Here is a 15,018-nt window from a genome sequence, read left to right on the forward strand (position 1 = left end):
TTTTTGTAGCGTAAATGTTAACTAGCAAAAACAAATATTAACCTAAGGACAGAAAATGTCAAAAATTATTTGGTCTAAAATTGATGAAGCACCAGCTTTAGCAACGTATTCGTTATTACCTATCGTAAATGCTTTTACTAAAGCAGCAGGCGTTGAAGTAGTTACTAGTGATATATCACTAGCAGGTAGAGTTTTAGCTGCAATGGGTCTTGCAGAAGATGAACTTTCAAAACTAGGTGAAGTTGTTTTGCAAGAAGATGGAAATATTATTAAACTTCCAAATATATCAGCTTCTGTTGGTCAGCTTAAAGATTGTATTGCAGAGCTTCAGGGCCAAGGTTATGATATTCCTAACTATCCTGAAAATCCAGCAAATGCTGATGAAAAAGCTATTCAAGCTAAATATAGCACATGTTTAGGTTCAGCAGTTAACCCTGTTTTACGTGAAGGTAATTCAGACAGACGTGCTGCAGTAGCAGTTAAGAAATTTGCTCAAAAGAATCCTCACAAACTTAGAGCATTCCCGGAAAATCCTAAATCATATGTTGCACATATGGAAGGAAATGGAGACTTTTTTGGTAATGAGAAATCAGTTACTGTTGCAAAAGCACAAAAAGTTACTATAGCACTTAACGGTAAAGAATTAACATCTGTTAATGCTATTGATGGTGAAATTCTTGATGGTACTTTCATGTCAATTGCTGCACTTAATAATTTTTATGCAAAAACAATTGAAGATGCAAAATCAAATGATGTTTTATGGTCACTACACCTTAAAGCAACAATGATGAAAATTTCTGATCCAATTATGTTCGGTCATGCTTTCACTGTATTCTTTAAAGATGTATTTGCTAAACATGCAGACACATTTGCAGAACTTAAAGTTAATCCTAATCAGGGTATGTCTGATTTAGAGAAAAAAATCAAAGGTCATGCAAAAGAAGCTGAAATTAAAGCTGACTTCTTAGCTGTATTAGAGTCTGACTCTCCTAAACTAGCTATGGTTGATTCTGATAAAGGTACAACTAATTTTAACGCGTCTAACGATGTAATTATTGATGCTTCTATGCCAGTAGTTGTGCGTGAAGGTGGTAAGCAGTGGGATAGAACTGGTGCTGCTGTAGAGTGTGTTGCAGTTATCCCTGATTCTACTTATGCTATGTTTCATGCTGAGATGGTAGCTGACTGTGTTAAAAATGGTCAGTACGATGTTTCAACTATGGGTACAATGCAAAATATCGGTCTTATGGCTCAAAAAGCTGAAGAGTACGGTTCTCATCCAACAACTTTTGAACTTGCAGAAGCTGGTACTGTTACTGTGACAGGCGCTGATGGTGTTCTTATGAGTTTTGAGTGTGAAGCTGGTGATATTTGGAGAATGTCTCGTACTAAAGATATTCCAATCAAAGACTGGGTTCGTTTAACAGTTGAGAGAACAAGAATTGAAAACGTTCCTGCAATCTTCTGGTTAGATGAAAACCGTGCTCATGATGTACAAGTTAAAATCAAAGTAGATGCATTCCTTAAAGAGTTTGATACTACTGGTTTAGATATCCAATTCATGAATGTAACTAACGCTACTCGTTTTACAAATGCTCGTGTTCGTGAAGGTAAAATGACTATCGCTGTAACAGGTAATGTTCTTCGTGATCACCTTACAGATATGTATCCAATTTTAGAGCTTGGAACATCTGCTAAGATGCTTTCAATCGTTCCTTTATTAGCTGGTGGTGGTCTATATGAGACTGGTGCTGGTGGATCGGCTCCTAAGCACGTTGATCAGTTCTTAGCTGAGGGTCACCTTCGTTGGGATTCACTAGGTGAGATTTTAGCACTTGCTGAGTCTTTAAGATTTATCGGTCAAAAAAACAATGATTCTAAACTTGCTGCATTAACTGCTGGTCTTGATGTTGCAAATGATGCTTACCTAGACAACAACAAAGAGCCAGGTAGAAAATGTGGTGAGCCAGATAACAAAGCTTCTCACTTCTTCGTAGCTCAATACTGGGCTAAAGCACTTGCTGAAGGTGAAAATGCTGAGTTAGCCGCTAAATTTGCTCCAGTAGCAAAAGCTTTAACTGAAAATGAAGATACAATTATCGCTGAGTTACTTGCTGTTGAAGGCAAAGTTCAAGATATCGGTGGTTACTTCCATCCAGATGATGCGAAAGCTGAAGCTGCGATGAGACCATCTGCAACACTAAACGCTATCATAGATAGCATATAATATTACATACCAAGAGGGTGAGTCCCTCTTAGTATTTTCTTTTTTTATGAAACTTTTTAGTTTTATAAAAAAGGCAAAATAAGTCTTTACTATGATATTTATATACTTAAATTTTATGTGTTAGCACATATCTTTTAAGTGTATTTGTTTAAAATATCATAATATTTTATACTGAGGAGTACATATGAGTCAAGGAAAAAGAGTAGGGATAGTAGGTGCTGGAAATGTTGGAGCTACAGTAGCTTACTCTCTAGCAATGCTTGGATCTTGCCATGAGATAATCCTTCGTGACAACAAAATTGATGTTGCTCGCGGTAAGGCACTCGATATGAGTCAAGCAGCATCAGCTGTTAGAAGTCATACAGTTGTTAGTGTTGCGGAAGAGATGTCTGACTTAACAAATTGTGATGTAGTTGTTGTTACGGCAGGTAGCCCAAGATTGCCAGGTATGAGTCGTGATGACCTGCTTATGATTAATGCAAATATTACAAAAGAAGTTATTGTTGGGATTGCTAAATACTCTCCTAACGCTATAATCATTATGGTTTCTAACCCTTTAGATGCTATGACATACGTAGCACTAAAAGAGAGTGGTTTTGACAGAAGTCGTGTTATCGGTATGGCTGGTATATTAGACAGTTCAAGAATGGCCGCTTTTATTCAAGAAAAACTTGGATATGGCGGTGGTCAGATTCGTGCATCCGTTATGGGTGGACATGGTGACGATATGGTTCCTTTGCCTCGTTATTCTACTGTAGCTGGTGTGCCACTTACTGATGTTTTAAGTGATGATGAGATTAAAGAGATTGTAACTCGTACTCGTCATGGTGGTGCAGAGATTGTTGGACACCTTAAGACAGGCTCAGCTTACTATGCTCCGGCAAAGTCTACATCAATAATGGTAGAAGCAATATTAAAAGACACAAAGCAGATTCATCCTTGTGCTGTTTACCTTGAAGGTGAATACGGATACAGTGATGTAGTTTCTGGCGTACCTGTTATGCTGGGAGCAAATGGTGCTGAAAAAATTATAGAAGTAACTTTAAATGAGAAAGAGCAAGAGATGTTTAAAAATTCTTGTGCTTCTGTTCAAGAGTTAATAAATACACTTAATGAAAATAAATTTTTTGAAGGAAAATAATTTGAGTACACGTATAGAAAAAGACACAATGGGTGAGATAGAAGTTCCAATTGATGCTTATTGGGCTGCTCAAACACAGCGTTCAATTGAAAATTTTGCTATTGGTGAAGAGACTATGCCTTATGAAATAACAAGAGCATTTTCGTATCTAAAAAAAGCAGTTGCACTAGTAAATAAAGATCTTGGTAAATTAGACGCTAAAAAAGCAGATGCTATTGCTTTGGCAGCAGATGATATGCTGTCTGGTAAATTGGATGGTAATTACCCTTTAGTTGTATGGCAGACAGGCTCTGGTACACAGTCAAATATGAACAATAATGAAGTTCTTGCTAACCGCGCTACTGAAATACTTGGTGGTGATTTTAGAATAGAAAAATTAGTTCATCCTAATGATGATGTTAATAAGTCACAATCTTCAAACGATACTTATCCTACAGCTCTACATGTAGCTTCAGTAATTGCTGTTGAGACACGTGTTCTTCCAGCTATCGCAAAATTAAAAGCTACCCTTACTGAAAAATCTGTAAAATTTGAATCTATTGTTAAAATTGGTCGTACACATCTTCAAGATGCAACACCGATTACATTAGGTCAAGAGATTAGCGGTTGGGTAGAAATGCTTAACAAGTGTGAAAAAATGGCTAAAGATTCACTAGAAGCAGTTCGTGAGCTTGCTCTAGGTGGAACGGCTGTAGGAACTGGACTTAATGCTCATCCAGAATTAGGTGAAAGAGTTGCTAAAAAACTAACAGAACTTACAGGACACAATTTTATTACTGCTCCAAACAAATTTCATGCACTTACTTCGCATGATGCACTTGTATATTCACATGGTGCATTAAAAGCATTGGCTGCAGACATGATGAAAATCGCTAATGATGTTAGATGGTTGGCATCTGGTCCTCGTTGTGGAATTGGCGAAATAACTATTCCTGAAAATGAGCCAGGTTCTTCAATTATGCCAGGTAAAGTAAATCCTACGCAAGCTGAAGCTGTAACTATGGTTACATGTCAGATTTTTGGCAATGATGTTGCTATTTCAATGGGTGCTTCACAGGGAAATTTTCAATTAAACGTCTTTAAGCCGGTTATTGCATATAACTATTTACAATCATGTCGTTTATTGGCAGACTCAATTAATTCATTTAATGATCATTGTGCTGTTGGGCTAGAGCCGGTTGCTGATAAGATAGATCATTTTTTACATAATTCGCTAATGCTTGTAACAGCACTTAATCCATATGTAGGTTATGATAATGCAGCAAAAATTGCTAAAACAGCACATAAAAACAATTCAACATTAAAAGCTACAGCTATCGAGCTTGGTCTTTTAACGGCTGAAGAGTTTGATAAGTATGTTGTACCAGAAGATATGATTGCACCTAAAGCTTAACTGCTTTGTGCCCACTTTAAAATAAGGAGAATAAATGAATATACATGAATATCAAGCGAAGCAGATTTTCAAAAAATATGGTGTTCCAATACCAAAAGGTATAATGGTTGAGAGCGTTAAAGATGCTGTAATAGCTGCAGAGCAATTAGGTGGTCCTATATGGGTTGTTAAAGCTCAAATACATGCAGGTGGTCGTGGTCTTGGCGGTGGTGTAAAACTTGCTAAGTCTCTTGAAGAAGTAGAAGTGTTAGCTAATGAAATTCTTGGTATGACTTTGGTGACTCACCAAACAACAGCAGAAGGTAAATTAGTTCAAAAACTTTATATTGAAGATGGTGTTGATATTAAAGAAGAATTATATTTATCAGTTGTTCTTGATAGAAAACTTGAAATGCCTTTAATTATGGCTTCAACTGAGGGTGGGATGAATATTGAGGATGTTGCTGAAAATACTCCTGAAAAAATTATAACAATTCCTGTTGATCCAGCCATTGGTTTTCAAAGCTTTCATGGTCGTAAATTAGCATTTGGTCTTGGTCTTACAGATCCAGATGAGCAAAAAAATATTATCAAATTTGCACATAAACTTTTCAAACTATATATGGAAAATGATGCAGAGATGATAGAAATTAACCCACTTGTTAAAACAGGTAAGGGCGAGTTTATTGCACTTGATGGAAAGATGGGGTTTGATAACTCTGCTCTAGGACGTCAACCAGAAATTGCAGCAATGAGAGATTTAACTGAAGAAGATGCTGATGAAGTAGAGGCTGCTAAGTATGGCCTTTCTTATGTTGCTCTAGATGGTGAAATTGGTTGTATGGTAAATGGTGCTGGTCTTGCTATGGGAACTATGGATACTATTAACTACATGGGTGGAACACCTGCTAACTTCCTTGATGTTGGTGGTTCAGCTAATGCAGAGACTGTTGCAAAAGGTTTTGAGATAATCCTTAAAAACCCAAAAGTTAAAGCTATTTTCGTAAATATCTTTGGTGGAATTGTTCGTTGTGATCGTATTGCTAATGGTATTATTGAAGCTACTAAACTTACTGATGTTAATGTTCCAGTTATTGTTCGTCTTGATGGAACAAATGCTCCAGAAGCAGCAGAAATTCTTAAAAATGCAAATATTGCTAACCTTATCGTTGGTAATGATTTAGGTGACGGTGCAGCTAAAGCTGTAGCGGCAGCGAAAGGAAACTAATTAATGTCAATCTTAGTAAATAAAGATACAAAAGTAATCGTTCAAGGTTTCACTGGTAAAGAGGGAACTTTTCACGCTGAGCAGTGTTTAGCATATGGTACTAAAATTGTTGGTGGCGTTACACCAAATAAAGGTGGTCAAGAACATTTAGGTAAACCAGTATTTAATACTGTTGCCGATGCCGTAATGACTACTGGCGCTACTGTTTCTATGATATTTGTTCCACCTGCATTTGTTGGTGACGCTGTAATGGAAGCTGCTGAAGCTGGAATTACTCTTGCAGTAATAATCACTGAAGGGGCTCCTGTTAAAGATATGCAAGCTGCTAAAGCTCACGCTACAAAGCATGGTATGATGACTATCGGGCCAAACTGCCCAGGTATTATTACTGCTGAAGAGTGTAAGATTGGTATTATGCCAGGTTCTATTTTCAAAAAAGGAAATATTGGTCTTATTTCAAAATCTGGTACATTAACTTACGAAGGTGCTAATCAAGTTTGTAATGAAGGTTTCGGTATATCAACAGCAGTTGGCATTGGTGGAGATCCGATTATTGGTCTTTCATATATGCAAATCTTACCAATGTTTGAAGCAGATCCAGATACTCATGCAATTGTTATGATTGGTGAGATTGGTGGTGATCTTGAAATACAAGCTGCTAAGCTAATCAAAGAGCAAATCACTAAACCTGTAGTTGCTTTTATTGCTGGTCAAACTGCACCAAAAGGTAAAACAATGGGGCATGCAGGTGCAATTGTTAGTGGTAGTGCTGGTACAGCAAAAGAAAAAATGGAAGCACTCGAAGCTGCTGGAGTAAAAGTGGTTGTTTCACCTGCTGAAATTGGAAAAGCTATCGCAGAACTTTTAGCTAAGTAATTTACTCTTGTGCGAGCCCCGTAAGGTAACATTATTTGTTTTTACAAGGCGACAGCAGCACAATTCAGAGCTATATTAATTAAACTTAGTTAATCTGTTTATGAAAAAAGTTAGTGTTTAAATAAACATTGACACAGTATAGACAATTTATACATTAATAAATGAGGAGAATAAATGGGAACTTTTAAAACTGTAAACCCAGGTAACCAACCTGTATGGGTGAATACAAGCAACTGTAAAGCATGTGACATCTGTGTGTCAGTCTGTCCTTCAGGTGTGCTTGGTATGAAATATGAATCAACATCAACTCTTGGTGCAATGATTTCAATTGATCACCCTGAATCTTGTATTGGTTGTAATGAGTGTGAACTTACGTGTCCCGACTTTGCTATTTATGTAGCAGACTCAAAAGAGTATAAAGCTGCAGGTTTTAGCTTTGCTAAACTTACTGATGAAGCAAAAGAGAGACAAGCAGCTATTATTGCTAATAATTATATGTCACTAAACCAAGGAGCTAAATAATGGCAACTAGAGAAGTAATATCTACAGGTAATGAACTAGCGGCAATTGCAGCAGTTGATGCAGGCTGTATGTTTTTTGGTGGTTATCCATTAACACCATCAAGCGAAGTTATGCACGAAATTTCTGACCTTTTACCAAAGATTGGTGGGGTAGCAATTCAGATGGAAGATGAGATAGCCGGTATTTGTGCTGTTATCGGCGCTGCAATGGCTGGTGATAGAGCACTAACAGCTACATCAGGTCCAGGAATGTCTTTAAAGGCTGAAAACTTAGGTCTTGCTCAAATGGCAGAAGTGCCTTTGGTTTGTGTAAATGTTATGCGCGGTGGTCCATCAACTGGTCTTCCAACTCGTGTTTCTCAAGGTGACATCCTTCAGTCTAAAAACCCATCACATGGTGATTATAAATCAATCACTTTATGTGCAGGTTCATTAGCTGAGTGCTATACTGAGACTGTAAGAGCATTTAATTTAGCTGACAGATTTATGCAACCAGTTATCGTTTTACTAGATGAGACTATCGGTCACATGCATGGTAAAGCAGTTATTCCAACTGTTGAAGATGTTAAAGCTGGAATTGTTCCAAGAAAAAGATTTGATGGAGCACCAGAAGATTATTTTCCATATGAGTGTGAACATGATGAACCAGCGGTTCTTAATCCGATGTTTGAAGGTTATAGATACCACTTTACAGGTCTGCATCATGATAAAAATGGTTTTCCAACTGAAGAGATTGAAACTTGTAGAAAACTAATCCAAAGACTAGAAGACAAAGTGGCATTTCATGAAGATGAACTTGAGTCTTATGAAGAATTTATGATGGATGATGCAGAAATTATGATTATCGCTTACGGTTCTGTTTCACTGGCTGCAAAAGAATCAATCAGACACCTTAGAAAAGAGGGAATAAAAGCTGGTTTATTCAGACCAATAACTATTTGGCCTTCACCAGCTGCTAAAATAAAAGAGCATACTGATAAAATTGACAAAGTTTTAGTTGTTGAGCTTAACATTGGTCAATACCATAGTGAAATTCAAAGAGCAGCTGCTAGACTTGATATTGAAGGTTTATTTAAAGTTAATGGTAGACCAATATCTCCTTATGAGATAGTAACTAAAGTAAAGGAATTATAAGATGGCATTTAATTATGAAAAATATTTAAGACTTCAAAAGATGCCAACACTATGGTGTTGGGGTTGTGGTGATGGTGTTATTCTTAAGGCATTCGTTAGAGCAATTGAAAAAATGGGCATAAAGCAAGATGATGTATGTGTTGTTTCTGGAATCGGTTGTTCGGGAAGATTTTCTTCTTATGTTGATTTTAATACAGTTCACACAACTCACGGTAGAACAGTAGCTTATGCAACTGGTATTAAATTAGCAAGACCAAATAAAATGGTTATCTGTGTTGCTGGTGATGGTGATGCACTTGCTATTGGTGGTAATCATACAATACATGGCTGTAGAAGAAACATAGATATGACTATGATTATTATTAACAACTTTATCTATGGTTTAACTAATTCACAAACTTCTCCAACAACACCAAAAGGTATGTGGACAGTAACTCAAAAAGTTGGTAATATTGACCCAACTTTTGATACATGTGATTTAGCTATCGCTGCTGGAGCTTCGTTTGTTGCTCGTGAGACTATGCTTGACCCTAAAAAGTTAGAAAAAGTTCTTATTAAAGCGATGGAACACAAAGGTTTCTCAATGATGGAAGTGCTTTCCAACTGTCATATTAATCTTGGTAGAAAAAATAAGATGGTTTCTGCTATGGAAAACTTAGAGTGGATTGACAGTATTACTGCTCCTAAGAAGAAATATGACCTTATGACGCCAGAAGAGCAACTCAATATATTACCAACTGGTATCTTAAAGCAAGATACAGAAGCAGATGAGTATTGTGACATGTACGCAGAGATTCAAAAAGTTCATCAAGGTCTGAGAAAAGCAATAACTCAAGATGACTTTGCGAAAAAAATATAAGGAGACACTATGAGTAAAACATTAATGAGATTTACAGGTGTTGGTGGACAAGGTGTTCTTCTTGCAGGTGAAATTTTTGCAGCTGCAAAAATTAAAACTGGCGGAAATGGACTAAAAACTGCAACATATACATCACAAGTTCGTGGTGGACCAACTGTTGTTGATATTCAACTTGATGATGAAGAAATTTATTATCCATATGCAAATGATGGTGAGATTGGTTTTATGCTTTCTGTTGCAGATGTAAGCTACAACTCTTTTAAGAATGGTGTTAAACCAGGCGGAACAATTGTTGTTGATCCAAATCTAGTTCATCCAACTGATGAAGATAGAAAAACTTGGAATATTCATGAGATTCCTATTATTACTATTGCCAAGGAAGAGGTTGGTAATGTAATTACTCAATCTGTTGTTGCACTTGCTATTGCAAATACTATGATGAATGCTATTGATAAAGAAACTCTTATTGCTACAATGCTTTCAAAAGTACCAGCTAAAGTTCACGATGTAAATAAAAAAGCTTATGAGCTTGGTGAAAAATACGCTAAAGAAGCTATGGCTTAATTAGTTCTATTTATAAGACAGCCTGTAATAGGTTGTCTTTTTTTTAAAACTTACTTTAATACTAGTTAATATTATAATTATATTAACTAGTATTATACTCTTATGCTCTCCCAAAAAAACTCTACATGTTTCTCAAACTGTGTTGACATGTTGTTCGTAGAGCTATTATCAAACCTCATAAGCGTTATCTGCAGTCTAATATAGAATAGGGTGGATAAAAACTCATAAGCAACCATCATTGGATCAGAAGAGCGTATTATATCGTTCTGCATCATTACAAAGAAAGCCTCTGAAAGTGTTTTTATATTTTGAGTATGGAATTCATCCATAAACTGCTCTCTGAGCTCTTTATTCGCAAAAAGCTCTATCATGAGTAGTCTAAACATATTCTCGTTGTTTTTATCAAATGTAAGAAGCTTATACTGCATAGCAAACTTCTGTAAAAAAGCTTTTCCTTTCATCGCTGATTCTTTTATATCTTCATTAGAATCAGAGAAGGGTGAAGCAAATATCTCTTTGGCAACACTTAAGAATATCTCCTCTTTATTTTTGAAGTGATTATATAAAGCACTCTCTCTTATACCAACTTCTGAGGCTATTTTTCTAACACTTGTACCTTTATAGCCATGCTCTGAGAATAGGGTGGAGGATACTTTTAATATCTTTTGCTTTGTATTCGTTTTCTTTTGAACTGTCGTATTATTGGGCACTATAGACCTCCTGCAAGTATGTGAACACTTGTTAATTTTAATAGTATTATACATGAACACTTGTTAATATAAGCTTATTTTAAATGAACAATTGTTCATACAATTCTAATCCAAGAAGAACGTTTGTTCATTTAATAAAAAACTGATTTAAAGGAAAAAATTAGTATTATTTCATAGGTACAGCAGATAGCAACTTGTAGCAATACAAGAGGAAAGTCCGAGCTGCTATAAGACAGTGTTCCATTTAACTAATGGCCGTAGTAATACGAGGGAAAGTGCAACAGAGAGTAGACTTCTGCATTTAGTTCACTAGATGTAGTAAAGGTGAAAGGGTGGTGTAAGAGACCACCAGTCTTTATAGCAATATAGAGAGCTTGTAAACCCAACATGGCAGCAAGAAACAGGTGGTCAGCGTCTTAAATGCTACTGTTTCGCTAGACGCACTATGCAAATGGTGATGTAGATTAATGCTATTTAAACAAAACTCGGCTTATAGCTGTGCCTACTATATCGATATATACTATTTAATATTAATTACTACAAAGGATAAAATATGAAAAAAGCAAATGTGGAAGCACAAAAAGATGGTGTTAAGATAACATTTAGTGGTGCTATAGAGAAAAAAAATGTGCTTGAAATGGTTGAGAGATGTCAAAGTGGCAAGTGCGAATGTATGATTAAAGAGACGAAAGAAAAAATTAAAGACATGCAAGTAAGTGGTGAAGATGGCAATATAGAGCTTATGCTTCATGGAGATGGCATAGATTCTTCAGAAGTTGAAAAAGCAATATCTAATTCTCCACTTGTTAAATAGAATAGAGTCAGGATTATTTTCAAGAGAATATACATTATGTTAACCAATGTAGAGAAAACTTCTATTTCATACTTTACACCTCTGTTTTTAGCAACACTATTTTTTAGTACTGCTTTGTTTTCAAGTCAGTATCCTTATCGGAAATATGAGCATGTAAAAAAATTCTATTCAGAGATATGTTTGGATGCTATAGAGATAGGGATTAAGCATCAGATTCCACCAGCAGCAATTATGGCAATCGCAGGTCTTGAATCTGGATATGGCAGAGGTTATGTTTCACAAATAACAGGAAATATACTTAGTCTTGGGGCATTTTCAGGAGATAAAGAGCTTCCAAGTCTTTATCTGCCCTATTCCAAACTTAGTAAAACAATTGTTTATGACAAAAAAATTATTAAAAATCATAGTGAAAATGATTTATTATGGAAAAAAAGAGCTAAAAGTCTAAAAAGAGATTATAGACCTTACCCGTATGCTGGAACTGCAAAAAAATTAGAATTGTTAAAATATGATAAAAAACTAAAGCAAAAAGCATACAGAGAATGTTTAAATGATTTTGCATCAAGGTGGATTGTAAGAAAGTCTAAGGTTAAGGTATTTAGAGATGCAAGAGTCTGGCTCAATAAAAAAGTCTTAAATAATGGAATATCTATACTATTTGACCCTGCTGTAAATGAAAAATTCATTGATATTATAGGAGGCCATCCACATTCGTTTAATTATAGAAAAGCATGGCCTAAAAAAGCAAAATATATAATGAAAAAAACTGGCTTAGTAGAGCTGACAACAGACATATTCAATGAAAAAAATGATTTCAACAAAGTATGGAGCAATAAATGAATAAAAAAGAACAACTTATACAAGATATACAAAATCTATTAAATGCATATAGTGGTATCGATAAAACATCAATAAATCCTAATTTGTTAGAGTTTATGGATGAAAAGACACTTGTTAGCATTATAGATTCTTTGCTGTATCAAAAAGAGGATTCAAAAGAGCCTGATCTAGAGTGGTTAGAAAAATTTAAAAAACATGAAAATTGACATATTATTTTAAGTTAATCCCCTCTTTCGTGTCATTTTGTTAAGGATAAATCTTATTTGTACTATTTTAGTTTCATTTGTTACCCAATTATCTGCTATAATTCTTTAATATTTTAAAACAAGGATTTATTATGTCAAATGTAGACTTGGTTCAATTGACACAAGAAACTAAAAAACTAACTGCTATGGTTGTTGAAGACGAAAAAGTTGTTAATGAACTTTTGAGCTCAACTTTTAAAAACTTTTTTTCAACTGTAGGATCATACTTTAATAGTGAAGATGCACTTAATGCCTATCTGAAATCAGCTCCAGATGTTGTTTTCGTAGATATTATTATGTCCGGAATGGATGGAATTGAACTTTCTCGTAAAATTCGCGAGATTAACCCTACTCAGATAATCATTGTTATCTCTGCAAGTAATGACATTGAAAAAATATCTGAGTCTATTGAGGTTGGGGTAAATAGTTTTATCCAAAAACCAATAGATACTAAAAAAATTATTGAATTACTTACGAGTGTTATGTCAATGATTAATAAAAAGAAAAAAATAGAGACTAAAACGTTTTCTATTTCACTTCCTCTAGATCTTTATGAAATAGTTAATGAAAATGCAAAAGCTGAAAGTATTTCTAAAAATGCTGTTATAATAAGAGCTCTTCGAAGTTTTTACAACTAAATCTACAATAGATTTTACTGAGTTTGAGCAATTTTATAATTTTTTAAGATAAAAATCTATATAATTCCGGCTCAGTAATTGATATTACTAAGTGGCCCCGTCGTCTAGCGGTTAGGATCCATGGTTTTCATCCATGTTACAGGAGTTCAATTCTCCTCGGGGTCACCACTTTCTTTTTTCAAAAAACAATCAAAAATAAAACTTTTACAAATATAACTATTAGCTAAAATAGGATAGAATCACAAAAATAATTTTTAGGATTTTTAATGTTAAGATTTGCGCCTAGTCCAACTGGTGATATGCATATAGGTAACCTTCGAGTTGCTATATTTAATTATATTGTGTCAAAACAAAGAAATGAAGAGCTTATAGTTAGAATTGAAGACACAGATAAAGAACGTAATATAGAAGGTAAGGACAAAGAGATACTTGATGTGTTGGCTTTATTTGGTATAGAATACTCTCAAGTATTATATCAGAGTGAAAATGCACGTTTTCATACAGCAATGGCTTTACAATTAATACATAACAAAAAAGCATTTAGCTGTTTTTGTTCTTCTGAGTGGCTTGATAAAAAGCGCAATGAAGCCAAAGAAGATAAAAATCCATATAGATATGATGATGCATGTAGAAATTTACCTGATGAACTTGTTATAGACAATATGAATCCATTTACTATTAGAATCAAAAAACCAGATGAAACAATAGTTATTAAGGACTATATAAAAGGTAGCGTTAGTTTTGAGCCAAAAGATGTAGACAGCTTTATTATTATGAGGCAAGATAAAACACCTACATACAACTTTGCTTGCGCCGTAGATGATATGTTAAGTGATATATCTCTCGTTATTCGTGGTGAAGATCATATGAGTAATACACCAAAGCAAGCTTTAATTAGAAATTCACTTGGTTATGAGAAAGAAATTGAGTATGCTCATTTGCCTATTATTTTAAACGATAGTGGCAAAAAAATGAGTAAAAGAGATGATGCATCAAGCGTTAAGTGGCTTCTTGAGGAGGGGTATCTACCAGATGCTATTGCAAACTACTTAATATTAATAGGAAATAAACCACCGAAAGAAATTTTTGATATAAAAGAAGCTATTGATTGGTTTGACTTAGAGAAAATATCTAAATCCCCTGCTCGCTTTGATATTGACATGCTTAAACATATAAATAGAGAGCATCTTAAAAATCTTGATGCTAAAGAGTTATCAAGGTATGTTGGTTTTGCTGATAATGAAATAGGTGAACTTGCAAGAGTTTACTTAGAAGAGGCAGGAACAACGAAAGAATTGAGATCTAAAATAGAGCCTATTTTTGCTGATAAAATTATTCCAGAAGAGTTCTCAGCCTCAGCTAAAATAATGATAGAAACTATTAAAAGTGCACCCTACTTTGAAGAATACAATGACTTTAAAAACCATATAATGAAAGAGTCAGGACTCAAAGGTAAAGACTTTTTTAAACCTCTTCGTTTTATATTAACAGGTGCTGGAAATGGTCCAGATGTTGCTGAGATATATAAATATCTTAAAAATTATATAGGGGAGATTGTTAAATGAATATACTTATTGAAATAATACAGGGTCTTGGTTCGCTAGTTGTAGGACTTATAAATGTGTATATTTGGGTTGTTATTATAACTGCCTTACTTAGCTTTGTTAATCCAGATCCTTATAATCCGGTGGTACAGTTGTTACACAGAATAACAAATCCTGCATATGCTTTTGTTAGAAAAATCATTAAGACAAATTTTAATGGCTTAGACTTGGCACCTTTAATTATAATTGTAGCACTGCAAGTAATTATAGTGCTTCTGAGTTCATTGCTTCACGCTATTTAATAA

16 protein-coding genes, 1 tRNA gene and 1 other RNA gene are annotated in these 15,018 nt (G+C 34.8%); 17 read left to right on the forward strand and 1 reads right to left on the reverse strand.

Annotation, left to right across the window (positions count from 1 at the left end; translation table 11 throughout):
* Nucleotides 1–55: 55 nt before the first annotated feature.
* From HUE88_RS06280 to HUE88_RS06320, 9 genes are all read left to right on the forward strand, one after another.
* A complete protein-coding gene (locus tag HUE88_RS06280) occupies nucleotides 56–2,227 on the forward strand; it encodes an NADP-dependent isocitrate dehydrogenase (RefSeq protein ID WP_194372190.1) in 2,172 nt (723 codons plus the stop codon).
* 184 nt (nucleotides 2,228–2,411) lie between these two features.
* Nucleotides 2,412–3,368, forward strand: coding sequence for a malate dehydrogenase (mdh, locus tag HUE88_RS06285; protein ID WP_194372192.1), 957 nt, complete (start codon nucleotides 2,412–2,414; stop codon nucleotides 3,366–3,368).
* Nucleotide 3,369: 1 nt separating this feature from the next.
* The gene (gene fumC, locus HUE88_RS06290) at nucleotides 3,370–4,761 is read left to right on the forward strand and encodes a class II fumarate hydratase (RefSeq protein WP_194372194.1); all 1,392 of its coding nucleotides are present in this window, start codon (nucleotides 3,370–3,372) and stop codon (nucleotides 4,759–4,761) included.
* A 34-nt stretch (nucleotides 4,762–4,795) separates the two neighbouring features.
* Nucleotides 4,796–5,968: an ADP-forming succinate--CoA ligase subunit beta gene (gene sucC, locus HUE88_RS06295; protein WP_194372196.1), complete on the forward strand. Its 1,173-nt coding sequence runs from the start codon at nucleotides 4,796–4,798 to the stop codon at nucleotides 5,966–5,968.
* Between the two features lie 3 nt (nucleotides 5,969–5,971).
* On the forward strand, nucleotides 5,972–6,844 hold the full coding sequence (sucD, locus tag HUE88_RS06300; RefSeq protein WP_194372198.1) for a succinate--CoA ligase subunit alpha: 873 nt from the start codon (nucleotides 5,972–5,974) through the stop codon (nucleotides 6,842–6,844).
* A 174-nt stretch (nucleotides 6,845–7,018) separates the two neighbouring features.
* Nucleotides 7,019–7,366, forward strand: coding sequence for a 4Fe-4S dicluster domain-containing protein (locus HUE88_RS06305; protein ID WP_194372200.1), 348 nt, complete (start codon nucleotides 7,019–7,021; stop codon nucleotides 7,364–7,366).
* Nucleotides 7,366–8,499 (forward strand): 2-oxoglutarate synthase subunit alpha, encoded by a 1,134-nt coding sequence (locus HUE88_RS06310; RefSeq protein WP_194372202.1) that lies wholly within the window; start codon nucleotides 7,366–7,368, stop codon nucleotides 8,497–8,499. The genes HUE88_RS06305 and HUE88_RS06310 overlap by 1 nt, the downstream gene beginning before the upstream one ends.
* Nucleotide 8,500: 1 nt before the next feature.
* Nucleotides 8,501–9,358 (forward strand): 2-oxoglutarate ferredoxin oxidoreductase subunit beta, encoded by an 858-nt coding sequence (locus tag HUE88_RS06315; RefSeq protein WP_194372204.1) that lies wholly within the window; start codon nucleotides 8,501–8,503, stop codon nucleotides 9,356–9,358.
* A gap of 9 nt (nucleotides 9,359–9,367) precedes the next feature.
* On the forward strand, nucleotides 9,368–9,922 hold the full coding sequence (locus HUE88_RS06320) for a 2-oxoglutarate:acceptor oxidoreductase subunit OorC (protein WP_194372206.1): 555 nt from the start codon (nucleotides 9,368–9,370) through the stop codon (nucleotides 9,920–9,922).
* Between the two features lie 92 nt (nucleotides 9,923–10,014).
* Here HUE88_RS06320 and HUE88_RS06325 read toward each other — a convergent pair whose 3' ends face one another.
* The gene (locus tag HUE88_RS06325; protein WP_194372208.1) at nucleotides 10,015–10,632 is read right to left on the reverse strand and encodes a TetR/AcrR family transcriptional regulator; all 618 of its coding nucleotides are present in this window, start codon (nucleotides 10,630–10,632) and stop codon (nucleotides 10,015–10,017) included.
* Nucleotides 10,633–10,806: 174 nt separating this feature from the next.
* Between HUE88_RS06325 and rnpB the strand changes: the two genes are divergently transcribed.
* The 8 genes from rnpB (at nucleotide 10,807) to HUE88_RS06365 (ending at nucleotide 15,015) form a co-directional block, all read left to right on the forward strand.
* Nucleotides 10,807–11,141, forward strand: an RNA gene (rnpB, locus tag HUE88_RS06330) — RNase P RNA component class A.
* A gap of 44 nt (nucleotides 11,142–11,185) precedes the next feature.
* Nucleotides 11,186–11,446 (forward strand): hypothetical protein, encoded by a 261-nt coding sequence (locus HUE88_RS06335; protein ID WP_194372210.1) that lies wholly within the window; start codon nucleotides 11,186–11,188, stop codon nucleotides 11,444–11,446.
* 36 nt (nucleotides 11,447–11,482) lie between these two features.
* Nucleotides 11,483–12,286 (forward strand): glucosaminidase domain-containing protein, encoded by an 804-nt coding sequence (locus HUE88_RS06340; protein WP_229860174.1) that lies wholly within the window; start codon nucleotides 11,483–11,485, stop codon nucleotides 12,284–12,286.
* On the forward strand, nucleotides 12,283–12,492 hold the full coding sequence (locus HUE88_RS06345; RefSeq protein ID WP_194372212.1) for a hypothetical protein: 210 nt from the start codon (nucleotides 12,283–12,285) through the stop codon (nucleotides 12,490–12,492). Before HUE88_RS06340 ends, HUE88_RS06345 begins: the two co-directional genes overlap by 4 nt.
* Before the next feature lie 131 nt (nucleotides 12,493–12,623).
* Nucleotides 12,624–13,169, forward strand: a complete 546-nt coding sequence (locus HUE88_RS06350) for a response regulator transcription factor (RefSeq protein WP_194372214.1) — start codon at nucleotides 12,624–12,626, stop codon at nucleotides 13,167–13,169.
* Between the two features lie 93 nt (nucleotides 13,170–13,262).
* Nucleotides 13,263–13,337: transfer RNA gene (locus HUE88_RS06355), tRNA-Glu, on the forward strand.
* Nucleotides 13,338–13,435: 98 nt separating this feature from the next.
* A complete protein-coding gene (gene gltX, locus HUE88_RS06360; protein ID WP_194372216.1) occupies nucleotides 13,436–14,734 on the forward strand; it encodes a glutamate--tRNA ligase in 1,299 nt (432 codons plus the stop codon).
* Nucleotides 14,731–15,015 carry a YggT family protein gene (locus HUE88_RS06365; protein ID WP_194372218.1) on the forward strand — a complete coding sequence of 95 codons (285 nt, stop codon included), beginning with the start codon at nucleotides 14,731–14,733 and terminating at the stop codon, nucleotides 15,013–15,015. Before gltX ends, HUE88_RS06365 begins: the two co-directional genes overlap by 4 nt.
* Nucleotides 15,016–15,018: the final 3 nt, after the last annotated feature.

The sequence above is a fragment of the Candidatus Sulfurimonas baltica genome (assembly GCF_015265455.1).
GTDB lineage: Bacteria > Campylobacterota > Campylobacteria > Campylobacterales > Sulfurimonadaceae > Sulfurimonas > Sulfurimonas baltica.